Origin of the sequence: Micromonospora sp. DSM 45708 (assembly GCF_039566955.1) — a bacterium.
Lineage (GTDB): Bacteria > Actinomycetota > Actinomycetes > Mycobacteriales > Micromonosporaceae > Micromonospora.
The window spans coordinates 5,166,945-5,192,139 of sequence record NZ_CP154796.1 but is presented as its reverse complement, the minus strand read 5'-3'; the positions used below and the strand labels follow the sequence as shown (position 1 = coordinate 5,192,139).

Below are 25,195 nucleotides of genomic sequence, written 5' to 3'. Positions count from 1 at the left end.
GCCTGCCTCCCGGCAGCGCTCGGGCATGAGTCGTCCTTCCTCAGGCGGTGACCAACGACACGGCGCCCCACCCTATGGCGACGGCGCCGCCCGTGGGGGGCGCCGGGCCGGGTGCGTGGTTGGATGGGGCGGTGACTGGTGACCTGATCCCCGGCGCCGTGGGCGCCCCCGCCCCCTCGACCGTGGACGCGGATCTGGTGGTCAGCCTCGACGGGGTCGGCGTCACGCGCTCCGGCACCGCGCTGGTGCGCGACGTCGACTGGCGGGTCGAGCTGGACGAACGGTGGGTGCTGCTCGGCCCGAACGGCGCCGGCAAGACCACCCTGCTCAACCTGGCCGCCGGCCGGCTGCACCCGAGCAGCGGCGTCGCGCACGTGCTCGGCGAGCGCATCGGCCGCACCGACGTCAACGAGCTGCGTACCCGGATCGGTCTCTCCACCGCCACCCTCGCCGAGCGGATCCCCGCCGACGAGCGGGTCGTCGACGTGGTGGTGACCGCCGCCTGGTCCGTGGTGGGCCGCTGGCGGGAGAGCTACGACCGCACCGACGAGGCGCGCGCCGCCGCGTTGCTGAGCCAGCTCGGCGTCGGCCACCTCGCCGAACGCGGCTACGGCACGCTCTCCGAGGGCGAGCGCAAGCGGGTGCAGATCGCCCGCGCCCTGATGACCGACCCGGAACTGCTGCTGCTCGACGAGCCCGCCGCCGGGCTCGACCTGGGCGGTCGGGAGGACCTGGTGGCCCGGCTCGCCGAGCTGGCGTACGACCCGGACGCGCCGGCCATGGTGCTGGTCACCCACCACGTCGAGGAGATCCCGCCCGGCTTCACCCACGCGCTGCTGCTGCGCGAGGGCGGCGTGGTGGCGCAGGGCCTGCTCGCCGACGTGCTCACCGCCGACAACCTGTCCAAGACCTTCGGCCTGCCGCTGGTCGTCGCGCGCACCGGCGACCGCTGGACGGCCCGCGCCGCCTGACCGACGGGAACCCACCGTGCCGCAGACCCGCATCGCCGTCGTCGGCAGCGCCAACATGGACCTGGTCGGCATGGCCGCCGCGCTGCCCCGACCGGGGGAGACGGTGCTCGGCAGCGACTTCGTCATGCTGCCCGGCGGCAAGGGTGCCAACCAGGCGGTCGCCGCGGTCCGTGCCGGCGCGTCCTGCGTCTTCCTCGGCGCGATCGGCTCGGACTCGTTCGGCGTCACCCTCCGGGCCCGGATCACCGCGGCCGGCGTCGACACCGGCCACCTCCGGGTGACGTACGGCCCGTCCGGTGTCGCCCTGGTCATGGTCGGCGGCGCGGGCGAGAACGCGATCCTGGTCACCCCCGGCGCGAACGACGCGTTCACCGAACCGACCGAGGACGAGCTGGCCGCCGTACGCGAGGCGGACGTGCTGGTCGCGCAGCTCGAGGTGCCGGTCGAGACGGTGACCCGGGCGGCGCTGGCGGCCCGGTCCGCCGGCACCCGGGTGGTGCTCAACGCGGCGCCGGCCCGACCGCTGCCGGCCGAGTTGCTGGCCGCGACCGACCTGCTGGTGGTCAACGAGCCCGAGGCGCAGGCGTTGACCGGTCGGGGCCGGGACGAGCCGGCGGCGCTGCTCGACCTGGTGCCCCGCGCGGTGCTCACGCTCGGCGGCGACGGCGCCTGGTACGTCGACCGGGACCGCCCGCCGATGCACGTGCCGGCCGTGCCGGTGGACGTGGTCGACTCCACCGCGGCCGGCGACGCCTTCACCGCCGCGCTGGCGGTGGCCTGGGGCGAGGGGCGCGACCTGGCCGAGGCGGTGCGCTGGGCGGCGGCGGCCGGGGCGGCCTGCGTCCGCAAGCTCGGCGCCTCGGTGGCGCTGCCGCACCGGTCGGAGATCGACGCGCTGTTCGGCGGGCGTCAAGAAGGGGCCCCCGCTTAACGCCTCCGGTGTAGGCGGGGCCCCTTTCTCAACCCTCGGCGCGCTCGCCGCGGCGGCGGAGCATGCCGAGGCCGGGGATGCCGGCCACCGCGAGCTTCAGGTCCCGGGTGACGTCCAGCAGGTCGTGCAGGTCCGGACCGACCCGGTCGAGCGTGGCCAGGATCGGCAGCACGTCCGAGGTCAGGTGCTCCTTCAGCTTCGGCAGCTCGTCGACGAGCCGGATCGCGGCGGTCACCTCCTCCGGGCTGAGCTGCTCGACGAAACGGGCCGCCATCGGCGCGGCCCGGCGCAGCGTCGCCTCGTACGCGGCCAGCAGTTCGGTCGCGGTGCCGGCCGCCTGCTCGGCGGTGGCCACCGTGCCGGCGGCCCGGCCCGCCACCGTGTCCGCCTCGGCCACCACGCCGGCCGCCGCCCGCGCCACCCGGTCCGCCTCGCCGACCACCGTGGCGGCGGCGGCGGAGACCCGCTCGGCCTCGCCGACCACCACCGCCGCCGCAGCGGCCACCTCGGTCGCGGTGTCGATCGCGGTGGTGGCGGCGGCGCTGATCACGGCCACCTCACGCACCGCTCCCTCGGCGTCGGTGAGCACCCGGTCGGTGCGGTCGAGCGTGCCCTCGATCCGGTCGACCACCCCGTTGATCCGTCGCACCAGCGCCTCCACCTCGTCGAGCACGGCGAACGCGCGGGCGGGCACGCCGGCGAACGCGGCGGCCGAACCGAGCGCCTGGTCCAGGGCGGAGCGGGTGAGGCCGACGACGGCGCCGGGCCGGGGAAGTGGGATCGCCATGCCGACAAGTGTGCGTCGCGCCCGCCAGCGACGCTCGGCGGCGTACGTGTCACCCGACACGAAAGCAATGAAGCATCCCGGGTGCGGAAACCTCCGCACCGAGGATGCTCTGCGTTCTGACGCCTGTGACGTCAGTCCTCGGCCGTTGGGCTCGGCCGGTGCCCGGCTATCCACTCTCGGACGGCTCTGCCGTCCCAGACGTCAGTGCGTGGGCCGGGCCACCCGCAGCGCCCACCAGATCAGCGGCGCCTGCATCGGCACCCGGCCGTAGGCGATGGCCCGCTTCACCGGCCGACGTCGTCGCCAGTCCCAGGCCATCTGCGCGTTGGCGGGCAGCACCGCGACGAACAACGCCGCCGCGGCCAGCCCACCACGTCGCCGGGTCGTCGGATGCGCCACCGCCGCCGCCACGGCCAGCTCCGCGACCCCCGAGGCGTACGTCCAGAAGCGGGCCGGCCCGGGCAGGACGCGCGGCACGATCGGGTCGTAGAAACCGGGGCGGGCGAAGTGGGTGACGCCCGCGGCGGCGAGCAGCCCGGCGAGCGCGACGGCCTCGCCGCGACGGTGGGTCATCGTCGGTCTCCCTGCTGTTCCACGGCGCGTTGCACGGCCCGGTAGATCTGCCCGAACCGTAGCGCGTCGGGCGTGCGGACCAGCATCGTCTCCCGCCCGTGGACCTGCACCCACAGCTCGTGCACCCGGTTGCCCCGCTCGTAGGAGCGGTCCAGCCAGCCCAGCGGCACCTCCAGGAACGGGGTGAGCACGAGCCCCATCACCACGAACGCGGCCAGGATGATCAGGGCGAGCTTCCAGTCGCCCCGGTCCTGCGCGGCCCAGGCCAGCGACAGCACGCAGACCAGCGCCACCAGCGGTGGCAACGACAGCAGCAGGACCAGCACGCCCCGACCCAGCACCCGACCCCGGACCGCCATCGTGGTCGTGCCCCGGGCGTGCCAGACGTAGGTGACGTCGGCGAGCGGGACGACCTGCCCGCCGGCGTGGATGGCCTGCGAGGTGACCTGTACCGCGTCGTCCCGGTAATAGAGGGTCATAAATCAGCCTAACCAACCGTGCACCACCCGTGCCGCTGCGTGTTCCGCTAGATCGACTCCATCTCGGCGAAGTGGCGGTATCGGAGCGGGTCCGTTCACGCCACCTCGGCGAAGTGGAGTGGATCAGAGGGAGGGCGAGCCGGACACCTACGGCCTGCTGCGCGGGCTGGGCCTGTTGCCGGACGACCCGATCACGTGCTGACCGGCGCCGGCACCGGGACCCGAGGGCACGCGCTCCATGGCCCGCTGCACCGCCCGGTAGATCTGGCCGAAGCGCAACGCGTCGCCGGTGTGCAGCAGCCGCACCGGGCGGCCCTGCCAGGTGGCCCACATCTCCAGCTCGCGGCTGCCCCGCACGTACGAGCGGTCCAGGTGTTCGAAGAGCACGTCGGCGAGCGGCCCGACCGCGAGGCCGACCAGCACGGAGGCCCCGACGATGGCGATGGTGACGGTGAGCGAGCGGTGCAGCCAGACCGCCAGCGCGATGCCCAGCAGCGCGGCCACCAGCGGCCCGGCGAGTGCCGCGCCGATCGCGCCGCGCCCGGCCAGCACCCGCCAGGAGCGGCTGCCCCGGCGGTGCCACACCATGGTCAGCTCGGCCAGCGGGTAGCTGTGGTCGTCCACCCGCAGCGCGGTGGACGTGACCCGGACCGACCGGTCGTCGTAGTAGGTGGTCATGACGTCACTCCCGGTGTCCGGCGGCTACCGCACTGTCTACCCCAACGACGTGGGTCGTAAGGTTGGCACGCTACTTCGACGAGGAAGTGAGGGCGGCGTGGGCGAGTTCGTCAGGCTGGAAGTGAAGGACGGCATCGGGACCATCCGGCTGGAGCGGCCACCGATGAACGCGCTCAACACGCAGGTGCAGGAGGAGTTGCGCGCCGCCGCCACGGCGGCCACCGCCGCCGCCGAGGTCCGCGCCGTCATCGTGTACGGCGGGGAGAAGGTCTTCGCGGCCGGCGCGGACATCAAGGAGATGGCCGACATGTCCTACGTGGACATGGCGGAGCGGGCGGCCGACCTGTCCAGCGCGCTGGGCGCGATCGCCCGCATCCCCAAGCCGGTGGTCGCCGCGATCACCGGGTACGCACTCGGCGGCGGCTGCGAGCTGGCGCTGGCCTGCGACTGGCGGATCGTGGCCTCCGACGCCAAGCTCGGCCAGCCGGAGATCAAGCTCGGCATCATCCCGGGCGCCGGTGGCACCCAGCGGCTGGCCCGGTTGGTCGGCCCGGCCCGCGCCAAGGATCTGATCATGACGGGCCGGATGGTCGACGCCGACGAGGCGCTGCGCATCGGCCTGGCCGACCGGGTGGTGCCGGCCGCCGAGGTGTACGACGCCGCGGTGGCGTACGTGAAGCCGTTCCTGACCGGGCCGGTGCAGGCGCTGCGGGCGGCGAAGGCGGCGGTCGACGGCGGTCTGGACATGGACCTCACCTCCGGTCTGGCCTGGGAGAGCCAGCTCTTCGCGGCGCTGTTCGCCACCGACGACCGGCGTGAGGGCATGGCCGCGTTCGTGGAGAAGCGCAAGCCGGGCTTCACCGGCCGCTGACGCGAGGGTTGTTCACATCCGGTCTACCGGCCAGTAGCGTGTGACTCCGGTCGCGCGACGAAGGGGAGTGGCATGACGGAACGCCTCGAGGGGCACGGCGGCGAGCTGGCGCTGGCGGCGCTGCGGGCGCACGGCGTACGGGAGATGTTCACGCTTTCTGGCGGGCACGTCTTCCCGCTCTACGACGCCGCGCACAAGTCCGGCTTCCCGCTCTACGACGTGCGGCACGAGCAGTCCGCGGTCTTCGCCGCCGAGGCGGTGGCCAAGCTCCAGCGCCGCCCCGGCCTGGCCGTGCTCACCGCCGGCCCCGGCGTCACCAACGGCGTCTCCGGCCTCACCAGCGCGTTCTTCAACGCCTCGCCGGTGCTGGTGATGGGCGGGCGCGCGCCGCAGTTCCGCTGGGGCTCCGGCAGCCTCCAGGAGATGGACCACCTCCCGCTGGTCGCGCCGGTGACCAAGCACGCCGAGACGGTGTTCAGCGCCGACGACATCCCGCGCGCGGTGTCCGCGGCGCTGACCACCGCGCTCACCCCGCACCGGGGCCCGGTCTTCCTGGACTTCCCGCTGGAGGCGGTCTTCTCGGTCGGGGACGCCGACCTGCCGGCGGTCACCCCGCCCGCACCGATCGAGCCCGACCCGGACGAGGTGGCCAAGGCCGCCGGCCTGATCGCCGGCGCGTCCCGGCCGGTGATCATCGCCGGCTCCGACGTGTACGCCGGGGACGCGGTCGACGCGCTGCGCGCCGCCGCCGAGGCGTTGCAGGTGCCGGTGTTCACCAACGGCATGGGCCGGGGCGCGCTGCCGCCGACCCACCCGCTGGCCTTCGCCAAGGCCCGCCGGGTCGCGCTGAAGGGCGCCGACGTGGTCGTGGTGGTCGGCACGCCACTGGACTTCCGGCTCTCCTTCGGCGACTTCGGCGACGCCAAGGTGGTGCACGTGGTGGACGCGCCCAGCCAGCGCGCCGGGCACGTGCAGCCGGCCGCCGCGCCCGCCGGTGACCTCCGACTGATCCTCGGCGGGTTCGCCGAGCACGCCGGCGACCGGGCCGACCACGCCGGCTGGATCGCCGAGCTGCGCACCGCCGAGGACGCGGCGAAGGCACGCGACGCCGAGGAGATGGGTGCCGAGACCGACCCGATCCGGCCGGCCCGGGTCTACGGCGAACTGCGCAAGGTGCTCGCCCCGGACGCCATCACCATCGGTGACGGCGGCGACTTCGTCTCGTACGCCGGCAAGTACCTGGAGCCCGCCCAGCCCGGCACCTGGCTCGACCCCGGCCCGTACGGCTGCCTCGGCACCGGCCTGGGTTACGCGATGGGCGCCCGGGTCAGCCACCCGGACCGGCAGATCTGCGTGCTGATGGGCGACGGCGCGGCCGGCTTCTCGCTGATGGACGTGGAGTCGCTGGCCCGGCAGAAGCTGCCGGTGGTGATCGTGGTCGGCAACAACGGCATCTGGGGGCTGGAGAAGCACCCGATGCGCGCCATGTACGGCTACGACGTCGCCGCCGACCTCCAGCCCGGCCTGCGCTACGACAAGGTGGTCGAGGCGCTCGGCGGCGCGGGCGAGACGGTGGAGAAGGCCGCCGACCTCGGCCCGGCGCTGGGCCGCGCGTTCGACGCGGGCGTGCCGTACCTGGTCAACGTGCTGACCGACCCGGCGGACGCGTACCCCCGCTCGTCGAACCTGGCCTGACCACGACCACGACCACGACCGCCGCCGCCGGGTGACCGGCGGCGGCGTGTGGGCGCTCAGACCTCGGGGCGGTCCCGGTCGTCGGGGCGGTCGCGCAGCTCCGCCTCGCGACGGCGCAGGTCCTCCTCCCAGCGGCGGAGGCGTTCCTGGTCCTCATCGCGGGAGCGCTTGTCGAGCGAGGCGAGGAATTCGGGGTCGTCGTCCGGGGCGAGCGGCCCGCGGGCCGGCGCGGCGGGTCCCGCCGACCCGGTGACGCCGGCCGGGCCCGTCGGGCGCTCGCGGCCGGCCACGAACCAGGCGATCGAGCCGACCACCGGGAAGAACAGGATGATCAGCACCCAGATCATCCGGGGCAGCGCCTTGACCTGGCCGTCCTCGGCGGAGAGGCAGCTGATCAGCGCGCAGGCGGCGAGCACGACCTGGGCCAGGAAGAGCAGTACGTAGAGGCGGGCCATGCCCCATGATGGCGCACCCGGCGGGGTCAGTGCACCCGGCCCAGCACGTGCGCCACGCCGAGCAGCGCCAGCGTGGCCGCGCCGAGCGCGGTCAGCGGCATCGACAGGCGGCCGAGCCGGCGTGGACCGGTGCCGGTGGCGCGCCGCCAGTCGGCCGCCAGCACGGCCAGCCAGACCACGACCGCCGCGCCGGCCGGCACCACGTCCCGGACGCGGCCGGTGAACGCCGGCCGGAGTTGGAGCAACAGCACGACGGTCAGCGTGAGCAGCGTCCGCCGCCAGGCCAGCCGGGTGCGTTCGACCGGGAGACCGGCGTCGGTCATCGGGCACCGCCCCGGAGCAGCACGGCGGCCACCAGCAGCAGCGCGCCGACCGCGACGATCAGCGCCAGCACGGCGGGGAAGCGGGACGCCGGCAGCTCCTCGCCCAGCCGGATGGCGCGTTCGGTGCGGGCCCAGTGGTCCACCGCCCGGATCGACACGGTGGCGCCGAGCAGCAGCAGCCCGACGGCGAGCGCCTCGCGCAGGTGCGCCAGCGGGAGCGGCGGGAGGAACTGGGCGGCGGCCAGCCCGCCCGCGACCAGCGCCAACCCGGTCCGCAGCCAGGCCAGGAACGTCCGTTCGTTGGCCAGCGAGAAGCGGTAGTCCGGCGTGCTGCCGACCGAACGCAGCTCCCGCGGGTCGAACCAGCGCTTGATCGACTCCCACACGGCACCGATTATCCGCTTTGCCACCGGCCTAGCCTGAGGGGATGACCGATCTTGACGCGCGCGCCCTGCGCGACGCCTACGACACGCAGGTCCGTCCGGAGCTGCCGGACCCGGTGCCCGCCGGAGTGACCATCGAGCGGGACGGTCCGCTGTTCCGGGTCCTCGGCCTGGACCAGCGCGGCTTTCTCACCTACCGGACGCTGGACGGCCTGGCCGGCGTCGAGCTGGACGCGCTGATCGCCCGGCAGGTCGAGTTCTTCCGGGCCCGCGGCGAGGCGGTCGAGTGGAAGCTCACCGGCCACGACGAGCCGGCCGACCTGGGCGACCGGCTGCGCGCCGCCGGCTTCGTGCCGGAGGACGAGGAGACCGTCGTGGTCGGCCCGGTGGCGCCGCTGGCCGCCGCCGTCCCGGTGCTCCCCGAGGGGGTACGCCTGCGCGAGGTCACCGGCCGCGCCGACCTGGAGCGGATCGCCGCCATGGAGGAGGAGGTCTGGCACGACGACCGCGGTCACCTGGTGCACGGGTTGGCCCGGGAGATCGAGGCGGACCCGCAGTCGATCACGATCGTGGTGGCGGAGGCGGGGGAGACGGTGATCAGCGCCGGCTGGATCCGCTACCAGCGGGGCACCGGGTTCGCCAGTCTCTGGGGCGGCTCGACGCTGCCGCGGTGGCGTCGGAAGGGCGTCTACCGGGCGCTGGTGGCGTACCGGGCGCGGTTGGCGCAGCAGCGCGGCAGGACGCTGGTGCAGGTGGACTGCTCGCCGGACAGCCGGCCCATCCTGGAGCGGCTCGGGCTCGTTGCGGTCACCACCACCACGCCGTACGTCTACACTCCGTGATCATGGACCGGTTGACGGAGGACGAGCAGCTCACCCTGAAGACCGGCGCGTTCGGGGCGGTGTTCCTGGTCTCCAACGCGGTGCCCGGGGTGCTGTCCATGGTGCGGGAGAGCATCGCCGCCTCCGGCGCGCTGGCCGACGCCGGGGGCGTGGTCAAGGAGGCGCTCACCACCGGTCCGCTGCCGCAGTTGCCCCGCGACTCCGCGCTGGAGATCGAGTCGGTGGTGCTGCCCGCGCTGGGCCGGTCGGTGGAGATCCTGCGGGCCAAGTCGCCGGGGGACGTCGAGGCGTACCGGTCGGTGGTGCTGGCGGCGGCGGACCGAGTGGCGGCGGCGCACCGGGGCGTGGCGCCGGCCGAGGCGGCGGCCATCGACAAGATCCGGGCGGCGCTGACCGAGGCGGCATGACGGCCACCGACTACGGTGAGTTGCGTCACTCCGGGCGTCCGGAGCCTCGATGCTACTTGCGGGTAACATTGCCCCGTGGGCAAGTGCACAGCAGCCTGTGGTTGACCGAGCGTTAAGTCACGCGGCAGGCTGCGCCCGTGACCGGGCGAGTGATCGCTACACCAAACAGGAGGGTCGTCGAAGCGCGATGAACATCGTCGTACTCGTCAAGCAGGTGCCCGATTCGGGCGCGGACCGCAACCTGCGTCCTGACGACAACACCGTCGACCGCGGCTCGGCGAACAACGTCATCAACGAGATGGACGAGTACGCCATCGAAGAGGCGTTGAAGATCAAGGAAGCGCACGGCGGTGAGGTCACCATCCTGACCATGGGTCCGGACCGGGCGACCGAGTCGATCCGCAAGGCGCTCTCCATGGGGCCGGACAAGGCCGTCCACGTCGTCGACGACGCGCTGCACGGCTCCTGCGCCGTGGCCACCTCGAAGGTGCTCGCCGCCGCCCTCGGGCAGCTCAACGCCGACCTGGTCATCTGCGGCGCCGAGTCCACCGACGGTCGGGTGCAGGTCATGCCGCACATGATCGCCGAGCGGCTGGGTGTGGCCGCCCTGACCGGCGCGCGCAAGCTCACCGTCGACGGCTCGACGCTGACCGCCGAGCGGCAGACCGAGGAGGGCTACGAGGTGGTCACCGCCTCGACGCCGGCCGTGGTCTCCGTCTGGGACACCATCAACGAGCCGCGCTACCCGTCCTTCAAGGGCATCATGGCCGCGAAGAAGAAGCCGGTGCAGACGCTCTCCCTGGGCGACCTGGGTGTGGCCCCGGCCGAGGTGGGCTTCGACGGCGCCACCAGCGCGGTGGTGGAGCACACCAAGCGCCCGCCGCGCTCCGGCGGCGAGAAGATCACCGACGAGGGCGAGGGCGGCGTCAAGCTGGTCGAGTTCCTCGCCACCGAGAAGTTCGTGTGAGAGGTCTGGACATGTCTGAGGTTCTCGTCGTCGTCGAAGCCACCAAGGAATTCGGCGTCAAGAAGGTCACCCTGGAGATGCTCACCCTCGCCCGCGAGCTGGGCACCCCGAGCGCGGTCGTGCTCGGCGGCGCCGGCGCCGCCGAGGCGCTGAGCGCCAAGCTGGGCGAGTACGGCGCGGAGAAGATCTACGCCGCCGAGGGCGAGGAGATCGACGGCTACCTGGTGGCGCCGAAGGCCACCGTGGTCGCCGAGCTGGTCAAGCGGGTGCAGCCGGCCGCCGTGCTGCTCGCCTCGTCGCAGGAGGGCAAGGAGATCGCCGCCCGCCTGGCGGTCAAGCTGGACAACGGCATCCTGACCGACGTGGTCGCCCTGGCCGCCGACGGCACCGCCACCCAGGTCGCGTTCGCCGGCTCCACCATCGTCAAGTCCAAGGTCACCAAGGGCCTGCCGCTGGTCACCGTCCGGCCGAACTCGCTCAACCCGACCCCGGCCGCGGCCACCCCGGCCGTCGAGCAGCTCACCGTGTCGGTCACCGACGCGGACAAGCTCGCCAAGGTCGTCGAGCGGGTCGCCGAGCAGAAGGGCTCCCGCCCCGAGCTGACCGAGGCGTCGATCGTCGTCTCCGGCGGTCGCGGCGTCGGCAACGCCGACAACTTCAAGCTGGTGGAGGAGCTGGCCGACCTGCTCGGCGGCGCGGTCGGCGCGTCCCGCGCGGCGGTCGACTCCGGGTTCTACCCGCACCAGTTCCAGGTCGGCCAGACCGGCAAGACGGTCTCCCCGCAGCTCTACGTCGCGCTGGGCATCTCCGGCGCGATCCAGCACCGGGCCGGCATGCAGACGTCGAAGACCATCGTCGCGGTGAACAAGGACGGTGAGGCGCCGATCTTCGAGCTGGCCGACTACGGCGTGGTCGGCGACCTGTTCAAGATCGTCCCGCAGGCCGCCGAGGAGATCCGCAAGCGCAAGTGACCCCACGGTCGTGAACGAAGGCCGCCGCCCGGATCACCGGGCGGCGGCCTTTTCTCGCAGGGAGCTGATCGGCGGGCCGGGGAGCTGAGCCGGCCCGCCGATCAGCCCGTCAGGGTGCCCCTCAACAGGCTGTCGCCGGAGTGGCGGGTGTTGTTGTCGTACTGCTCGGCGCTGATGTCGACGACGGTGAAGGTGCTCAGGTCGACGTTGCGGGGAATCGGCAGCAACGCGTCCCCCGATCCGTTGCTCAACGTGCCCACCGAGAACATCTCCATCGTCTTCGGATCGATTAGCCAGACCTCGTAGTACCCCGGAACGTTCGGGAGATTCGCCACGTGCAGATGCAATTGGTTGTCCCCGAGCACCCGGGCGTCGCCCGAGGCGTCCTTCGGCGTCGAGCCGAACGCGGCCAGTGGCGCGCTGGCCAGCACCGTCGGCTGCGCCGCCGGTTCGTCGCCGCCGGTCCCGAGCACCGCGACGGTGCCCGCCACACCGATCACCGCGGCGGCGGTGGCGGCGACCGCGGTGCTCGCCCACCCCGGCCAGCGGCGGCCACGGCGCGAGCGCGCGACGGTCGCCGGGCGGTCGCCGGCGTCGGTCGGATCGCCGGTACGCGCCGGCCGGCGGCCGTTCAACGCGGGCAGCTCCTCGGCGGCCCGGATCTCGGCGACGATGCCCTGCCAGACGTGCTCCGGCGGGTCGGGCAGGTCGGCCAGGCCCTGCGTGCCGGCACCGAGCCCGGCGACGTGCCGGAGCGACTCCAGCTCGCCCCGGCAGTGACCGCAGGAGGCGAGGTGGGTGGATTCCGCGTCGGCCGCCTCGCTCTCACCGAGCGCCAGAAAGACCAGCCGGTCGTGTTCCAGGTGCTGCACCGTCCACCTCCCATCTGCGTTTCAGGCTCTGCATGCCGCGCCGGATGTGGCTCTTGACCGTGCCGAGCGGCACGCCCGTCACGGCCGAGATCTGCTGGTGTGTCAGGTCGTCGTAGAACGCCAGCTCCAGCATCCGCCGCTGCTCGTCGGGGAGCCGCGCCAGCTCGTCGGCGACCACCAGCCGGTCGACCACCGTGTCCGGGTCGGGGCCGGTGTCCACCGGCTCGGGCAGTTGCTTGACGGTCTCGACCACCCGGGTCTCCCGGGCCGCGGCCCGGATCCGGTCGACCACCTTGCGTCGCCCGATGCCGAGCAGCCAGCCGATCAGCGATCCCTTCGCCGGGTCGAACGTCTCCCGGCCGAGCCAGGCGGCGACGAATGTCGCCTGGGTCACGTCCTCGGCGTCGCTCCGGTTGGCCAGCGTCGTGGTGGCCAGGTGCAGCACCGCTCGGCCGTACCTGTCGTACGCCTCGCGCAGGGCAGCCTCGTCGCCGTCGCGGAACCGTGTCGCGAGATCGTCCTCGCCCGGCGGCTCAGGGCCCTGCCTCGCCGCCGTCACCGGGCGGCTCGCCATCCGTGGGGCATGCCGAACTGTAACTCCCACCGCCCCCGCCCCACTCTCCCGGTGCGTCCGGCACGACGCTCGTCACCTCTTCCTTCGTCGCCGGGCACCCCGGCGGATGCGTCCGCGGCGGGAAAAAGAAAACGGATCCGGAGCGCATCCGGGGGCGGCGGGGTCGGCGTAACCCGTTCTGCAAGCCAGGCCTGACGAATCAGCATCAACCAGCAGGAGGCACACAAATGCAGCACGCCATGTTCCGTCGGGTCGCCGCGGGCGGCGCGGTGGCCGCCCTCACCTTCGCCGGCGTCGGCGCCGCCACCATGAGCCCGGCCTACGCCGCCTCGTCGAAGGTCTCCGTGGTGCACGGCATCCCGGACACCCCGGTCGACGTCTACGTCAACGGCAAGAAGACGCTCGACAACTTCAAGCCGGGCGACGTGGCCGGCCCGCTCACCCTGCCCGAGGGCGAGTACGACATCGCCCTGACCAAGCCCGGTGAGGCGGTCGACAAGGCGATCCTGAAGGTCGACGACGCCGAGGTGCCGGGCGGGGCGAACATCAGCCTCGCCGCCCACCTCAGCGCCGACGGCAAGCCGCAGATCACGCCGTTCGTCAACGACGTGTCCAAGGTGGGCGCCGGCAAGGCCCGGCTGATCGTCCGGCACACCGCCGCCGCGCCGGCCGTGGACGTGCGGGCCGGCGGCAAGCCGGTCTTCGAGGGGCTGACCAACCCCAAGGAGGCCAAGGCCGACGTGGCCGCCGGCACCGTGAAGGCGGACGTCGTGCTCGCCGGCACCGACACCGTCGCCATCGGCCCGGCCGACCTGAACCTCAAGGAGGGCACCGCCACCATCGTCTACGCGATCGGCTCCGCCGAGGCCAAGAACCTCGACCTGGTGGCGCAGACCATCAGCGGCCTGCACTCCGCTCCGGGCGGCGTGCCCAGCGGCACCGGCGGTCAGGCCGGCACCGGCGTGGACACCTGGTGGTACGTGCTGGCCGGCGCCGGCGTGCTGCTCCTGGTCGGCGGCGGCGCGCGGGTGGCCACCACCCGGACCGGCCGCCGGTGACGGTGCGTAACCGCGGGGCGCTGGCGGCGATGGCCGCCGGCGCCGCCGCGCTCACCGTCTCGGCCCTGGTGGCCTGCGGTTCGCAGCCCGCCGAGGACGTCGGTGCCGACGAGTCGGCGGCGCTGGCCAGTACCACCCCCGCCGCGACACCGACAGCGAGCGGGGAGGCGTCGGTGCCGGTGAACGCCGGCACCCTGCCGGCGGACGGCGCGACCGTGCCACCGGTACGGCTGCGCATCCCGCCGATCAAGGTCACCGCCTCGGTCGACCCGGTCGGCATCAACCAGCGCACCAACGAGTTCGAGGTGCCGCCCAGCGTGGACCAGGTCGGCTGGTACCGCTACGGCCCGGGCCTGGAGGCCGCCGCCGGCTCGGTGGTCATCGCCGGGCATGTGGACAGCGCCGACCAGGGCAAGGGCGCGTTCTTCCGGCTCCGTGAGCTGGACCGGGGGGACACCCTCACCGCCACCGGCGCGGACGGCAAGGACCGCCGCTACCGGGTGGTGGCCCGGGAGGAGTACACGAAGACGAAGATCCCGCTGGACCGGTACTTCGCCCGGGACGGCAGCCCGCGACTCACGCTGATCACCTGCGGCGGCCCGTTCGACCCGAAGACCCGGCACTACCGCGACAACATCGTCGTCACCGCGGTTCCCGCGTGAGATCCCGGTCCGCCCGTCCCGCCCCCGCACGGGACGGGCGGTCCGGCCAGCGGTGGCCCGCCGGCCGGCCGTTAGGCTGAACGGTGATGGCATACCTGGATCACGCGGCGACGACCCCGATGCTCGACGAGGCACTCGAGGCGTACGTCGCCACCGCCCGCGAGGTGGGCAACGCGTCGTCGCTGCACGCGGCCGGCCGCCGTGCCCGGCGGCGGGTGGAGGAGTCCCGCGAGCGGGTGGCCGCCGCGCTCGGCGCCCGCCCCTCCGAGGTGATCTTCACCGGCGGAGGCACGGAGAGCGACAACCTCGCCGTGAAGGGCATCTTCTGGGCCCGCCGCGACGCCCGGCCCGAGCGGGTCCGGGTGGTCTCCAGCGCGGTCGAGCACCACGCCGTGCTGGACGCGGTGGACTGGCTCGTCGGGCACGAGGGCGCGGAGGCCGGCTGGCTGCCGGTCGACGCGACCGGTCGGCTCGACCCGGAGCGGCTCCGCGCCGAGCTGGCCGAGCACGGCGACCGGGTGGCGGTGGTCACCGCCATGTGGGCCAACAACGAGGTCGGCACCGTCCAGCCGGTGGCCGGGCTGGCCGCGGTCGCCGCCGAGCACGGGGTGCCGTTCCACACCGACGCGATCCAGGCGGTCGGTCAGGTGCCTGTCGACTTCGCCGCGAGCGGGGTGTCCGCGCTCACCGTGACCGGGCACAAGCTCGGCGGTCCGACCGGCGTCGGCGCGCTGCTGCTGGCCCGCGACGTCGCGGCCGTCCCGCTGCTGCACGGGGGCGGCCAGGAGCGCGACGTCCGCTCCGGCACGCTGGACACGGCCGGCATCGTCGCGTTCGCGGTCGCCGTCGAGGCCGCGGTGAAGGGCCAGCAGGAGTACGCGGCCCGCGTCGCCGCGCTCCGCGACGAGCTGGTCGAACGCGTCCGTCGGGCGGTGCCCGAGGTGGTCTTCAACGGCGACCCGGCGGACCGCCTCCCCGGCAACGCGCACTTCTCCTTCCCCGGCTGCGAGGGGGACGCGCTGCTGCTGCTCCTCGACGCCCACGGCATCGCCTGCTCGACCGGGTCGGCCTGCTCGGCGGGTGTGGCCCAGCCCTCGCACGTGCTGCTGGCCATGGGCGCCGACGACGACCGGGCCCGTTCCTCGTTGCGTTTCACGCTCGGCCACACCAGCAGCGGCGCGGACGTGGACACGCTCATCGCCGCGTTGCCGGCCGCCGTCGAGCGGGCCCGTCGCGCGGCTGCCCTCCGTACGCCCCGCTGAGCCGGATACCCTCGGTGCGGACGAGGGGAGTGGGCCGGTGAGGGTTCTGGCGGCGATGTCGGGCGGGGTGGACTCCGCCGTGGCGGCGGCGCGGGCGGTGGAGGCGGGACACGACGTGACCGGCGTGCACCTGGCGCTGGCCCGCAACCCGCAGACCTACCGCACCGGCGCGCGGGGCTGCTGCACGCTGGAGGACTCCCGGGACGCCCGGCGCGCCGCCGACGTGCTGGGCATCCCGTTCTACGTGTGGGACATGGCCGACCGGTTCCACGACGACGTGGTCGACGACTTCGTCGCCGAGTACGCGGCCGGCCGTACCCCGAACCCGTGCCTGCGCTGCAACGAGAAGATCAAGTTCGCCGCGGTGCTGGACCGGGCCGTGGCCCTGGGTTTCGACGCCGTGGTGACCGGCCACCACGCCCGGCTCGGCCCGGACGGTCTGCTGCGGCGCAGCGTCGACGTGGCCAAGGACCAGTCGTACGTCCTCGCGGTGCTGACCCGCGCGCAGCTTGACCGGTCGGTCTTCCCGCTCGGCGACTCGACCAAGGCCGAGGTGCGCGCGGAGGCCGCCCGGCGGGGCCTCGCCGTGGCCGACAAGCCGGACTCGCACGACATCTGCTTCATCGCCGACGGCGACACCCGGGGTTTCCTGGCCGAGCGGCTCGGCGAAGCCCCGGGCCAGGTGGTGGACGCGCTCACCGGCGCGGTCGTCGGCAACCACAGCGGCGCCTACCAGTACACCGTCGGGCAGCGACGCGGGCTGCGCCTGGACCGCCCGGCACCGGACGGCCGGCCCCGCTACGTGCTCTCCATCACCCCGAAGACCAACACGGTGACGGTCGGTCCGGCCGAGGCGCTGGAGGTCTCCGTGGTGCGCGCCGTCCGCCCGGTCTGGACCGGCGGACCGCGCCCGGACGGGCCGGTCGAGTGCGAGGTGCAGCTCCGGGCACACGGTGACGTGGTCCCGGCCGCCGTCTCCGTCGACGCCGACGGCCTGCACGCCTCGCTGCGCCGACCGCTGCGCGGGGTCGCCGCCGGCCAGGCGATCGTGGCCTACCGGCCGGACCCGGCCGGCGACGTGGTCCTCGGCTCCGCCACCATCACCGCCTGACGGCCACCGTGCGGGCGCGGGCGGCCGATGCGATGACGGAAGCCCGCAGCATCAACCCACCGCGTGCCTGCAAACCTGATGGCGTGAACGAGTCAGCGGGAGACGGTCCGGCGCGCGGGGTTCGCGTCGGCCCGGCTGCCACCGCCGTCCGTCGCGGTGACCCGCCTGTGCCATCAAGTTCGTAGGCCGCTCGGTGCCGCCCGTGCCGGCCGCGCGGCGCGGATGTGGATAGGCTTCGGCGGTGACTGATCAGCAGTGGCCCTGGCCCGCCGGGGCGGCGACCGGAATCGGTTCGTTGCCCGGCACCGACATCGCCGAGGCGCAGCGGATCGTGCTCGGCGAGCTGCCCGCGTTGCCGCATCTGCCCGAGCTGCCCGCGCGGGGGCCGGGCGCGGATCTCGTGGGCCGCACCGCCGGGCTGCTCGTCGAGCTTCCGGTCGAGCTGTACGCGGCCCGCTGGCGGATCGCCCCGCGCCCCGGCCGGGACCTGCGCCGGGCCCGTGACCTGATGGAACGCGACCTCGACCAGTTCGCCGAGCAGGCCGAGGAGTACGCCGGCCCGGTCAAGGTCCAGGCCGCCGGCCCGTTCACCCTGGCCGCCGCGCTGGAACGGCCGCTGGGCGGCCGGCTGCTGCGCGACCCGGGCGCGGTACGGGACCTCGCCGGCTCGCTGGGCGAAGGGCTGCGCGGGCACGTGGCGGCGGTGACCCGACGACTGCCTCGCGCCTCGGTGCTGCTCCAGCTCGACGAGCCGTCGCTGCCGGCGGTGCTGGCCGGCCGGGTGCCCACCGAGAGCGGCTTCGGCACCCACCGGCCGGTGGAGGTCGAGGTGGCCCGCGCGCTGCTGCACGGCGTGCTCGACGCGGCCGGCGTGCCCACGCTTGTGCACTGCTGCGCGCCGGACGTGCCGCTGGAGCTGATCCGCTCCGCCGGCGCGTTCGGCGTCGCCCTCGACCTGTCCCTGGTCACCGACCTGGACCCGCTCGGCGAGGCGCTCGACGCCGGGTTCGGGCTGCTGGCCGGCGCCGCGCCGACGCTGCCGCCGTCGTCCGGCCGGGTGCCGACGTCCGCCGAGGTCGCCGGTCGGGTCGCCCGGGTCTGGGACCAGCTCGGCTTCCCCCGCCGGCGGCTGGCCGAACAGGTGGTGGTCACGCCCACGTGCGGGCTGGCCGGCGCCACCCCGGCGTACGCCCGGGCGGTGCTGGCCGCCTGTCGCGACGCCGGCCGGCGGCTCGCCGAGGAGTGACGTTTTCCTGTCGTACGCCGGGGGCAGGATGGCCGGCATGATCGGACGACTGCGCTCCACCGTGATCGACTGTCCCGACCCGCGTGCGCTGGCCGGCTTCTACGCGGAGTTGCTCGGGCTCCCGCTGATCGAGGACAACTCCGACGGCGACGACTGGGTGGTCCTCGGCGGCCCGCCCGGGCACCAGCCGCGGCTCGCCTTCCAGAAGGCGCTCGACCTGCGGGCGCCCGACTGGCCCGACCCGGAGCGCCCGCAGCAGTTCCACCTGGACGTGACGGTGGACGACATCGAGGCGGCCGAGAAGGCGGCGCTGGCCCTCGGTGCGCGGCGGCTGCCCGGCGAGGGGGAGGGCTTCCGGGTCTACGCCGACCCGGCCGGCCACCCGTTCTGCCTCTGCTGGGGCTGACCGCGCGAGGGCTTGCGCGGCCGGTGCATGATCACCACCGTGACCGCCTCCACCGACCGACGCGCCGCCGGCTCGCTCTTCGGCCTGGCCTACGGCGACGCCCTGGGCAAGCCGACCGAGTTCCTCACCGTCACCGAGATCGTCCGGCGCTACGGCCCGGCCGGCCCCCGCGAGCTGGAAGGTGACCCCGCGCTGGTCACCGACGACACCCAGATGGCGCTGGCCGTGGCGTGGGCGTTGCACGACGCGCCCGCGTACACGGCGGAGGTGGTCGAGCCGTTGCTGCGGCGGCGCTTCGTCGACTGGGCGGCCAGCCCGGAGAACAACCGCGCGCCGGGCATGACCTGTCTGCGGGCCTGCGCCGAGCTGAGCCGGGGCACCCGGTGGCAGGCGGCCACGGTCGCCGGCTCCAAGGGCTGCGGCGCGAACATGCGGGTCACCCCGGTCGGGCTGCTCGACGTCGACCTCGACACGCTGGCCGGGCTGGCCCAGCTCCAGGCCGGCCTCACTCACGGTCACCCGACCGGGCTGGCGGCCAGCGAGCTGACCGCGTACGCGGTCCGGCTGGTGCGCGACGGCGCGACGCTGCCGGCGCTGCCCGGCCTGCTCACCGAGCGGGCCCGCGAGCAGCGCACGGTCTACCGGGGCGAGTGGCTCGGCGACCTGTGGCAGCGTCCGGGCGTCACCGGTCCGGCGGAGTTCATCGCCCGCGGGTGGGACGACTGCCTGCGGGTGCTCGGTCGGCTGGAGTCGGCGCTGGCCCGCCCCGACGACGGTGGCGACCCGTGCCGACTCACCGGCGAGGGGTGGATCGCGGAGGAGGCGCTCGCGACCGCGCTGCTGTGCGCGCTGCGGCACCCGGACGAACCGGTCGCCGCGCTGGCCCGGGGCGCCACCACCGCCGGCGACTCCGACTCCATCGCCGCGCTGGCCGGGGCGTTCCTCGGGGCCGCGCACGGCATGGCCGCCTGGCCGGCCGGCTGGTCCGACCGCATCGAGTACGCCGGTCAGCTCACCGCCCTGGCCGACACGCTGGACTGAGCGCCGCTACGCGGTCAGGTGGGGCAGGCGGCGTACGCCGCGCCACACCTCGGGGTCGCAGTCACCGGCGCGGTCCGCGAACGCGTCCAGCGGCACCCGGATCGGCTCGCTGACGTCGAGGAAGCTGTCGTGGTCCGCGCCCGGGTCCCAGGTGCGGGTCGGGATCCGCACGTGGTCGTCCCGGTCCGACTTGTCCTGGCTGGTGATCTTCAGAACGTCGGCCGCCCGGCCGTCGACGCGCAGCACCAGGCAGGGGCGCACCTTCGAACCGGTGCCCTCGGCATACGGCACGTCGGCCCACCAGATCTGCCCGGGCCGCGGCCGGTCCCCGGCCGGCCGGTCGGCGCCGCGCGGCTTCGGCGGAGCGGCGACCCGCCCACCACCGGGCCGGGTGCCCCGACCGCGACCGGGCCGGCTGCCCCGCCCACCACCGGGCCGGCTCCCCCGCCCGTCGGCGGTGCGGCGGCGCCACTCGCTCCACAGCCAGCCCGCCGCCACACAGGCCACGATCACCAGTGCCCAGATCAGCGCGTCGCGCATCCGTACCCCGCCTTCCGTCCGCTTCGGCCCAGCGATCGTCGCACGGTCGCGGCCCGTCCGCTCCGCGGCGCGGCACGCGTCGCCGGGGCGGCGGGACGCCTGCTCAGCGCGGGTGGGCGGACGGTTGTCACAGCCGAGCGTTACGGTTCGGGGGTAGCACGAGCACGGGAGGTCGACAGCGGTGTCCGATGGTGGCGGCGTGTCCGAAGAAGCGGTTCCCCCGACGGTCGACGCCGCCCAGGAGGCGGCGGCCGGCGCCGAGCCGACCCTGGAGGCCCGGGAGCGGCACGCCACGCTGAGCCAGGAGCTCACCGAGCACCAGTACCGCTACTACGTGCTGGACGCGCCGACGATCACCGACGCCGAGTTCGACAGGCAACTGCGCGAGCTGGAGGCGCTGGAGGCGGAGTTCCCGGCGTTGCGCACCCCCGACTCGCCCACCCAGCGGGTCGGCGGCACGTTCTCCACCGACTTCACCCCGGTCACGCACGCCGAGCGGATGCTCTCGCTCGACAACGCGTTCGCCGACGAGGAGCTGGCCGCCTGGGCCGAGCGGGTCGAGCGCGACGCCGGCGGCCCGGTGCCCTACCTCTGCGAGCTCAAGGTCGACGGCCTGGCCATCAACCTGACCTATGAGAAAGGCCGGCTGGTCCGGGCGGCCACCCGCGGCGACGGCCGCACCGGTGAGGACGTCACCGCCAACGTCCGCAGCATCAAGGGCGTGCCGGCCCGGCTGACCCCGTCCGACGACTTCCCCGACGTGCCCGAGCTGATCGAGGTGCGCGGCGAGATCTACTTCCCGGTGGCCGGGTTCGCCGACCTCAACGCGAGCCTGGTCGAGCAGGGCAAGGCGCCGTTCGCCAACCCCCGCAACGCCGCCGCCGGCAGCCTCCGGCAGAAGGACCCGCGGGTCACCGCCGGCCGGCCGCTGCGCCTCACCGTGCACGGCATCGGCGCCCGCAAGGGCTACCGGCCGGCCGCGCAGTCCGAGTCGTACGCCGCGCTCAAGGCGTGGGGGCTGCCCACCAGCGACCGCTGGAAGGTGGTGGCCGACCTGGCCGGCGTGGCGGAATACATCGCCTGGTACGGCAAGCACCGGCACGACGTCGAGCACGAGATCGACGGCGTGGTGGTCAAGGTCGACCCGGTCTCCATCCAGGGCCGCCTCGGCTCGACCAGCCGCGCGCCGCGCTGGGCGATCGCCTTCAAGTACCCGCCGGAGGAGGTCAACACCAAGCTGCTCGACATCGACGTCAACGTCGGGCGCACCGGCCGGGTCACCCCGTTCGCCGTGCTCCAGCCGGTCCTGGTGGCCGGCTCCACGGTCGCGCTGGCCACCCTGCACAACGCCCGCGAGGTCGAACGCAAGGGCGTGCTCATCGGCGACACGGTGGTGCTGCGCAAGGCCGGCGACGTCATCCCCGAGGTCCTCGGCCCGGTGGTCGACCTGCGGCCGGCCGACGCCCGCCCGTTCGTCATGCCGACCACCTGCCCGGCCTGCGGCACGCCGCTCGCGCCGGCCAAGGAGAGCGACGTCGACATCCGCTGCCCCAACGGGCGGGCCTGCCCGGGGCAGATCCGCGAGCGGGTCTTCTACCTGGCCAGCCGCAAGGTGCTCGACATCGAGGTGCTCGGCGAGAAGGGCGCGGCGGCGCTGCTGGACGCGCAGATCATCACCAACGAGGGCGACCTGTTCCAGCTCGACGCCGAGCAGCTCGCCCGCTCGCCGTTCTTCGTGAACAAGGACGGCAGCCTCGGCAGCAACGCCACCAAGCTGCTGGAGAACCTGGCCGAGGCGAAGGAACGGGACCTGTGGCGGGTGCTGGTGGCGTTCTCCATCCGGCACGTCGGCCCGACCGCGGCCCAGGCACTCGCCCGGCACTTCCGCTCCGTCACCGCGATCGAGGAGGCGTCCGAGCAGGAGCTGTCCTCGGTGGACGGCGTCGGGCCGACGATCGCCGCGAGCCTCAAGGAGTGGTTCGCCGTCGACTGGCACCGCGACGTGGTGCGCAAGTGGGCCGAGGCCGGTGTCCGCATGGCCGAGGAGTCCGGCGACGAGGGGCCGCGCCCGCTCGACGGGGTCACCGTGGTAGTCACCGGCACGCTGGCCGGGTTCAGCCGTGACGAGGCCGCCGAGGCGATCCAGAGCCGGGGCGGAAAGGTGACCGGGTCGGTCTCCAAGAAGACCGGCTTCGTGGTGGTCGGCGACAACCCGGGCACCAAGGCCGACAAGGCGGCCACGCTGAAGCTGCCGATCCTCGACGAGGACGGGTTCCGGGTGCTGCTGGAGTCCGGTCCGGAGGCGGCCCGGGCGGTGGCCCGGGTGGAGGAGTGACGGCCGCCCGCGTGGCCGTCCGGCGGCGTATACCAACTTAATTACGACTACCACCGATTCGTGACTGTCGTGTCGGGGAAATCGGCCCGGAGGGCGTTTCATTGGCGTACGGCGCGCGACGGCGCGTGCCATGACCGTGCCCGGGAGGTGCGATGGCGACCGGCGACCCGCGCAACTCCGTCCCGCCGGGGCGGACCGGGCCGTTCTTCGGCTTCGTCGGTGCGGTCGGCGTCGTCGCCCTGCTCGTCTCGATCCGGCCGCTGGCCGCGCTCCCCGACCGGCTGACCGAGCTGCCGGTCGCGTTCTGGACCATGGCGGCGCTCGCCGTCGCCTGCGACGCCCGCCCGTTCGTCCCGCCCGGCCGGCGGCAGACCTCGGCGGTCTTCCCGTCGACCTGCTTCACGTTCGCCATCCTGCTCGGCTGGGGGCTCGGCCCGGCCGTGGCGGTGCAGGCCGTGGCGGTGGCCGTCTCCGGCTGGCGTCTCGGGTACGCCGCCTGGCGCACCGGCTTCAACGCGGCCCAGTACGCCTGCGCGCTGGCCGCCGCGTACGTGGTCACCTGGCTCGGTCCGGGCGAGCTGTTCGACGGCGGCGGGCTGCACTGGAGCGACGTGGCGGCGGTGGGCGGCGCCACGGTGGTCTGGTTCGTGGTCAACTACGGCCTGGTCAACTCCGCCATCCGGCTGCGCTTCGGGGACCGGTGGTGGCCCAGCGTGCGGCTCGGGCTGGCCTACGAGCTGCTCTCCACCGGCTCGCTGCTGCTGCTCGCGCCGGTGCTGGTGGCCGCCGCCCGGGCCAGCGCGGCGCTGATCCCGCTGGTGCTGGTGCCGCTCTTCGCGGTCTATCGGATGGCCCGGCTCTCCGCCGAGCGGGAGCAGCTCGCCGACGTCGACCCGCTGACCGGGCTGCCCAACCGCAAGGCGTTGCTCACCGAGGTGGCCGAGCAGGTGCACCTGCACGCGGAGCGGGCCGCCCGCGGCGAGCCGGACGCCCACGTGGCCCTGCTGCTGCTCGACCTCGACCGGTTCAAGCACGTCAACGACGCGCTCGGGCACGCGGTGGGTGACCGGCTGCTGGTCGAGGTGAGCGCCCGGCTGATCGACGTGGTCGGCGATGACGAGATGGTGGCGCGGCTCGGCGGCGACGAGTTCGCCATCGTCGTACCGGGTCTGGCCGGCGTCGAGGAGGCCCGGGAGCGGGCCGACCGGGTGGTCGCCGCGCTGGCCGAGCCGGTGCCGCTGGACGGGCTGCCGCTGGACGTGGGCGGCTCGATCGGCGTCGCGCTCTTCCCCGAGCACGGCGAGGACTTCGCCACGCTGATGCGGCACGCCGACGTGGCCATGTACGACGCCAAGCACCGCACCGACACGGTCGCGGTCTACGCGCCGGAGTCCGACCACAACTCGGCCGAGCGGTTGAGCCTCCTGGCGGACCTGCGCCGGGTGCTGGAGTCCCCGCCGCACCCGCCGTCGTCACCGCCCGGTGCGCCGGTGGGCGTGCGCGGCGGGGACGGCGCGGCGCTGACGCCGGGTCTGCCCGCCGCCCGGCCGGTCCCCGAGGGGCATCCGGTCCATGACACGCGGCTGGTCCATGGCGCGCGGTCGGTCCACGGCGCCGGCCGGGACGCGGAACGGGCCGGCGTCGCGCCGGCCCGTCGGCGGCTCCGGTGGCGTCGGGAACGCGTCGAGGCGCGCTCCGACGACGACCTGATCGAGCGGATCCTCACCGGCGCCGACCCGATCCGCCGCCGGACTGCCCGGCTCCCCGACCCGGTCCGCCCCGGCGGTGGTGACACGGCGCTGGCCGCGTCGACCGCGCCGGCGGCGGAGGCGGCGGAGGAAGCGGCGACTGCCGTACCGGCCCCGGAGACCGTACCCGCGGTGGAGGCCGTACCCCCGGTGGAGGCCGTGCCCGCCGCGGGGTCCGCACCGGGCGCGGAGGCCGGCGAGATCACCATGTACTACCAGCCGCAGATCGCCATCGCCACCGGCGAGGTGGTCGGCGTCGAGGCGCTGCTGCGCTGGCGGCACCCGCGCCGGGGCATGGTCGACCCGGGGGAGCTGATCCAGGTCGCCGAGCAGAGCGCGGTCATGCGGCTGCTCACCCGCCGGGTGGTGGACGACGTCGTGGAGCAGCTCGCCAAGTGGTCCGCGGCCGGGCTCACGTTGCGGGCCGCGCTCAACGTCAGCGTGCGGGACCTGCACACCGGTGAGATCGCCGACCAGATCGCCGACCGGCTGACCCGGTACGGCGTCCCACCCGAGCGGCTCCAGGTGGAGATCACCGAGGGCGCGCTGATGGCCGACCCCCGGCGGGTGCTGGCCAGCATCACCCAACTGCACCGGATCGGCGTCGGGATCGCGCTCGACGACTTCGGCACCGGCTACTCCTCCCTTCAGCATCTGCGTCGGCTGCCGCTGTCCGAGGTGAAGGTGGACCGGTCGTTCGTGCTGGGGATGGCCGACGACCCGGACGACGCGGCGATCGTCCGCTCGATGATCGAGCTGGCCGGCGCGCTCGGGCTGCGGGTGGTCGCCGAGGGCGTGGAGGACGAGCGCACCTGGCGGCTGCTGCACGCCGCCGGCTGCGACGTGGCGCAGGGCTGGTTCCACGCCCGGCCGATGCCGGCGGAGGAGCTGATCACCTGGCTGTCGCGCTACCGCCCGGTCCGTCCGGTCGCGGCGGACGGCGACGGTCGGGGCGGGCCGGCGGCGGAGGGGGAGTCGAAGGCGTCGTCGTGACGGCGGGACAATAG

The 25,195-nt window shown here is 74.3% G+C and carries 27 protein-coding genes; 17 read left to right on the top strand and 10 right to left on the bottom strand.

Annotation, left to right across the window (positions count from 1 at the left end; all coding sequences use genetic code 11):
* Window positions 1-74: 74 nt before the first annotated feature.
* Entirely contained in the window at window positions 75-971 is an 897-nt protein-coding gene (locus tag VKK44_RS22135; protein ID WP_343443142.1) for an ABC transporter ATP-binding protein, read from the top strand.
* Window positions 972-987: 16 nt separating this feature from the next.
* Complete coding sequence (locus VKK44_RS22130) at window positions 988-1,902, top strand: ribokinase (protein WP_343443141.1); 915 nt, start codon at window positions 988-990, stop codon at window positions 1,900-1,902.
* 28 nt (window positions 1,903-1,930) lie between these two features.
* On the opposite strand, the gene VKK44_RS22125 is transcribed toward VKK44_RS22130, so the two are convergent.
* The 4 genes from VKK44_RS22125 to VKK44_RS22110 all read right to left on the bottom strand — a co-directional run bounded on the left by VKK44_RS22125 (window position 1,931) and on the right by VKK44_RS22110 (window position 4,419).
* Entirely contained in the window at window positions 1,931-2,689 is a 759-nt protein-coding gene (locus VKK44_RS22125; RefSeq protein ID WP_343443140.1) for a hypothetical protein, read from the bottom strand.
* 201 nt (window positions 2,690-2,890) lie between these two features.
* Window positions 2,891-3,262 carry a DoxX family protein gene (locus VKK44_RS22120; RefSeq protein ID WP_343443139.1) on the bottom strand — a complete coding sequence of 124 codons (372 nt, stop codon included), beginning with the start codon at window positions 3,260-3,262 and terminating at the stop codon, window positions 2,891-2,893.
* Window positions 3,259-3,741, bottom strand: coding sequence for a DUF6232 family protein (locus tag VKK44_RS22115; RefSeq protein ID WP_343443138.1), 483 nt, complete (start codon window positions 3,739-3,741; stop codon window positions 3,259-3,261). Before VKK44_RS22115 ends, VKK44_RS22120 begins: the two co-directional genes overlap by 4 nt.
* Before the next feature lie 147 nt (window positions 3,742-3,888).
* A complete protein-coding gene (locus tag VKK44_RS22110; RefSeq protein WP_343443137.1) occupies window positions 3,889-4,419 on the bottom strand; it encodes a DUF6232 family protein in 531 nt (176 codons plus the stop codon).
* 97 nt (window positions 4,420-4,516) lie between these two features.
* Here VKK44_RS22110 and VKK44_RS22105 point away from each other — a divergent pair, with 97 nt between their 5' ends.
* Window positions 4,517-5,290 carry an enoyl-CoA hydratase/isomerase family protein gene (locus tag VKK44_RS22105; protein ID WP_343443136.1) on the top strand — a complete coding sequence of 258 codons (774 nt, stop codon included), beginning with the start codon at window positions 4,517-4,519 and terminating at the stop codon, window positions 5,288-5,290.
* Between the two features lie 72 nt (window positions 5,291-5,362).
* Window positions 5,363-6,985: an acetolactate synthase gene (locus VKK44_RS22100; protein WP_343443135.1), complete on the top strand. Its 1,623-nt coding sequence runs from the start codon at window positions 5,363-5,365 to the stop codon at window positions 6,983-6,985.
* A 56-nt stretch (window positions 6,986-7,041) separates the two neighbouring features.
* Here the strand turns inward: VKK44_RS22100 and VKK44_RS22095 are convergent, their stop codons facing one another.
* From VKK44_RS22095 to VKK44_RS22085, 3 genes are read right to left on the bottom strand one after another with little or no spacing between them, the layout of a single operon-like run.
* Complete coding sequence (locus VKK44_RS22095; RefSeq protein ID WP_343443134.1) at window positions 7,042-7,440, bottom strand: PLD nuclease N-terminal domain-containing protein; 399 nt, start codon at window positions 7,438-7,440, stop codon at window positions 7,042-7,044.
* A gap of 26 nt (window positions 7,441-7,466) precedes the next feature.
* Window positions 7,467-7,763: a DUF202 domain-containing protein gene (locus VKK44_RS22090; RefSeq protein ID WP_343443133.1), complete on the bottom strand. Its 297-nt coding sequence runs from the start codon at window positions 7,761-7,763 to the stop codon at window positions 7,467-7,469.
* The gene (locus VKK44_RS22085; protein WP_343447853.1) at window positions 7,760-8,149 is read right to left on the bottom strand and encodes a YidH family protein; all 390 of its coding nucleotides are present in this window, start codon (window positions 8,147-8,149) and stop codon (window positions 7,760-7,762) included. The genes VKK44_RS22090 and VKK44_RS22085 overlap by 4 nt, the downstream gene beginning before the upstream one ends.
* A 41-nt stretch (window positions 8,150-8,190) precedes the next feature.
* On the opposite strand from VKK44_RS22085, the gene VKK44_RS22080 reads away from it, so the two are divergent.
* The 4 genes from VKK44_RS22080 to VKK44_RS22065 all read left to right on the top strand — a co-directional run bounded on the left by VKK44_RS22080 (window position 8,191) and on the right by VKK44_RS22065 (window position 11,333).
* Window positions 8,191-8,988, top strand: coding sequence for a GNAT family N-acetyltransferase (locus tag VKK44_RS22080; protein ID WP_343443132.1), 798 nt, complete (start codon window positions 8,191-8,193; stop codon window positions 8,986-8,988).
* 2 nt (window positions 8,989-8,990) lie between these two features.
* Window positions 8,991-9,395: a hypothetical protein gene (locus VKK44_RS22075; RefSeq protein ID WP_343443131.1), complete on the top strand. Its 405-nt coding sequence runs from the start codon at window positions 8,991-8,993 to the stop codon at window positions 9,393-9,395.
* A gap of 187 nt (window positions 9,396-9,582) precedes the next feature.
* On the top strand, window positions 9,583-10,362 hold the full coding sequence (locus tag VKK44_RS22070) for an electron transfer flavoprotein subunit beta/FixA family protein (protein WP_343443130.1): 780 nt from the start codon (window positions 9,583-9,585) through the stop codon (window positions 10,360-10,362).
* A gap of 11 nt (window positions 10,363-10,373) precedes the next feature.
* Window positions 10,374-11,333: an electron transfer flavoprotein subunit alpha/FixB family protein gene (locus VKK44_RS22065; RefSeq protein ID WP_343443129.1), complete on the top strand. Its 960-nt coding sequence runs from the start codon at window positions 10,374-10,376 to the stop codon at window positions 11,331-11,333.
* A gap of 101 nt (window positions 11,334-11,434) precedes the next feature.
* Here VKK44_RS22065 and VKK44_RS22060 read toward each other — a convergent pair whose 3' ends face one another.
* Window positions 11,435-12,205 (bottom strand): anti-sigma factor, encoded by a 771-nt coding sequence (locus tag VKK44_RS22060; protein WP_343443128.1) that lies wholly within the window; start codon window positions 12,203-12,205, stop codon window positions 11,435-11,437.
* Window positions 12,159-12,779, bottom strand: a complete 621-nt coding sequence (locus tag VKK44_RS22055; RefSeq protein WP_343443127.1) for an RNA polymerase sigma factor — start codon at window positions 12,777-12,779, stop codon at window positions 12,159-12,161. The genes VKK44_RS22060 and VKK44_RS22055 overlap by 47 nt, the downstream gene beginning before the upstream one ends.
* 227 nt (window positions 12,780-13,006) lie before the next feature.
* Here VKK44_RS22055 and VKK44_RS22050 point away from each other — a divergent pair, with 227 nt between their 5' ends.
* From VKK44_RS22050 to VKK44_RS22020, 7 genes are all read left to right on the top strand, one after another.
* Window positions 13,007-13,837, top strand: coding sequence for a DUF4397 domain-containing protein (locus tag VKK44_RS22050; protein WP_343443126.1), 831 nt, complete (start codon window positions 13,007-13,009; stop codon window positions 13,835-13,837).
* On the top strand, window positions 13,834-14,499 hold the full coding sequence (locus tag VKK44_RS22045) for a class F sortase (RefSeq protein WP_343443125.1): 666 nt from the start codon (window positions 13,834-13,836) through the stop codon (window positions 14,497-14,499). Before VKK44_RS22050 ends, VKK44_RS22045 begins: the two co-directional genes overlap by 4 nt.
* An 86-nt stretch (window positions 14,500-14,585) precedes the next feature.
* The gene (locus VKK44_RS22040) at window positions 14,586-15,761 is read left to right on the top strand and encodes a cysteine desulfurase family protein (protein ID WP_343443124.1); all 1,176 of its coding nucleotides are present in this window, start codon (window positions 14,586-14,588) and stop codon (window positions 15,759-15,761) included.
* Between the two features lie 37 nt (window positions 15,762-15,798).
* Window positions 15,799-16,872: a tRNA 2-thiouridine(34) synthase MnmA gene (gene mnmA / locus VKK44_RS22035; protein ID WP_343443123.1), complete on the top strand. Its 1,074-nt coding sequence runs from the start codon at window positions 15,799-15,801 to the stop codon at window positions 16,870-16,872.
* 241 nt (window positions 16,873-17,113) lie between these two features.
* Window positions 17,114-18,118 (top strand): methionine synthase, encoded by a 1,005-nt coding sequence (locus VKK44_RS22030; RefSeq protein ID WP_343443122.1) that lies wholly within the window; start codon window positions 17,114-17,116, stop codon window positions 18,116-18,118.
* A 37-nt stretch (window positions 18,119-18,155) separates the two neighbouring features.
* Window positions 18,156-18,524 (top strand): VOC family protein, encoded by a 369-nt coding sequence (locus VKK44_RS22025; protein WP_343443121.1) that lies wholly within the window; start codon window positions 18,156-18,158, stop codon window positions 18,522-18,524.
* A gap of 27 nt (window positions 18,525-18,551) precedes the next feature.
* Complete coding sequence (locus VKK44_RS22020; protein WP_343443120.1) at window positions 18,552-19,565, top strand: ADP-ribosylglycohydrolase family protein; 1,014 nt, start codon at window positions 18,552-18,554, stop codon at window positions 19,563-19,565.
* A gap of 6 nt (window positions 19,566-19,571) precedes the next feature.
* On the opposite strand, the gene VKK44_RS22015 is transcribed toward VKK44_RS22020, so the two are convergent.
* Window positions 19,572-20,105 (bottom strand): type II toxin-antitoxin system PemK/MazF family toxin, encoded by a 534-nt coding sequence (locus tag VKK44_RS22015; RefSeq protein ID WP_343443119.1) that lies wholly within the window; start codon window positions 20,103-20,105, stop codon window positions 19,572-19,574.
* Window positions 20,106-20,286: 181 nt separating this feature from the next.
* On the opposite strand from VKK44_RS22015, the gene ligA reads away from it, so the two are divergent.
* Entirely contained in the window at window positions 20,287-22,440 is a 2,154-nt protein-coding gene (gene ligA / locus VKK44_RS22010) for an NAD-dependent DNA ligase LigA (protein WP_458351552.1), read from the top strand.
* A 152-nt stretch (window positions 22,441-22,592) separates the two neighbouring features.
* Window positions 22,593-25,181 carry a putative bifunctional diguanylate cyclase/phosphodiesterase gene (locus VKK44_RS22005; protein WP_343443117.1) on the top strand — a complete coding sequence of 863 codons (2,589 nt, stop codon included), beginning with the start codon at window positions 22,593-22,595 and terminating at the stop codon, window positions 25,179-25,181.
* The last annotated feature ends 14 nt before the right edge of the window (window positions 25,182-25,195 follow it).

Bases quoted from the DNA above. Each gene is read 5' to 3' on its own strand.
- VKK44_RS22135 (WP_343443142.1), top strand. From the start codon at position 75: ATGGCGACGGCGCCGCCCGTGGGGGGCGCCGGGCCGGGTGCGTGGTTG.
- VKK44_RS22125 (WP_343443140.1), bottom strand. From the start codon at position 2,689: ATGGCGATCCCACTTCCCCGGCCCGGCGCCGTCGTCGGCCTCACCCGC.
- VKK44_RS22120 (WP_343443139.1), bottom strand. From the start codon at position 3,262: ATGACCCACCGTCGCGGCGAGGCCGTCGCGCTCGCCGGGCTGCTCGCC.
- VKK44_RS22115 (WP_343443138.1), bottom strand. From the start codon at position 3,741: ATGACCCTCTATTACCGGGACGACGCGGTACAGGTCACCTCGCAGGCC.
- VKK44_RS22110 (WP_343443137.1), bottom strand. From the start codon at position 4,419: ATGACCACCTACTACGACGACCGGTCGGTCCGGGTCACGTCCACCGCG.
- VKK44_RS22100 (WP_343443135.1), top strand. From the start codon at position 5,363: ATGACGGAACGCCTCGAGGGGCACGGCGGCGAGCTGGCGCTGGCGGCG.
- VKK44_RS22095 (WP_343443134.1), bottom strand. From the start codon at position 7,440: ATGGCCCGCCTCTACGTACTGCTCTTCCTGGCCCAGGTCGTGCTCGCC.
- VKK44_RS22090 (WP_343443133.1), bottom strand. From the start codon at position 7,763: ATGACCGACGCCGGTCTCCCGGTCGAACGCACCCGGCTGGCCTGGCGG.
- VKK44_RS22080 (WP_343443132.1), top strand. From the start codon at position 8,191: ATGACCGATCTTGACGCGCGCGCCCTGCGCGACGCCTACGACACGCAG.
- VKK44_RS22075 (WP_343443131.1), top strand. From the start codon at position 8,991: ATGGACCGGTTGACGGAGGACGAGCAGCTCACCCTGAAGACCGGCGCG.
- VKK44_RS22070 (WP_343443130.1), top strand. From the start codon at position 9,583: ATGAACATCGTCGTACTCGTCAAGCAGGTGCCCGATTCGGGCGCGGAC.
- VKK44_RS22065 (WP_343443129.1), top strand. From the start codon at position 10,374: ATGTCTGAGGTTCTCGTCGTCGTCGAAGCCACCAAGGAATTCGGCGTC.
- VKK44_RS22055 (WP_343443127.1), bottom strand. From the start codon at position 12,779: ATGGCGAGCCGCCCGGTGACGGCGGCGAGGCAGGGCCCTGAGCCGCCG.
- VKK44_RS22050 (WP_343443126.1), top strand. From the start codon at position 13,007: ATGCAGCACGCCATGTTCCGTCGGGTCGCCGCGGGCGGCGCGGTGGCC.
- VKK44_RS22040 (WP_343443124.1), top strand. From the start codon at position 14,586: ATGGCATACCTGGATCACGCGGCGACGACCCCGATGCTCGACGAGGCA.
- VKK44_RS22025 (WP_343443121.1), top strand. From the start codon at position 18,156: ATGATCGGACGACTGCGCTCCACCGTGATCGACTGTCCCGACCCGCGT.
- VKK44_RS22020 (WP_343443120.1), top strand. From the start codon at position 18,552: ATGATCACCACCGTGACCGCCTCCACCGACCGACGCGCCGCCGGCTCG.
- VKK44_RS22015 (WP_343443119.1), bottom strand. From the start codon at position 20,105: ATGCGCGACGCGCTGATCTGGGCACTGGTGATCGTGGCCTGTGTGGCG.
- VKK44_RS22005 (WP_343443117.1), top strand. From the start codon at position 22,593: ATGGCGACCGGCGACCCGCGCAACTCCGTCCCGCCGGGGCGGACCGGG.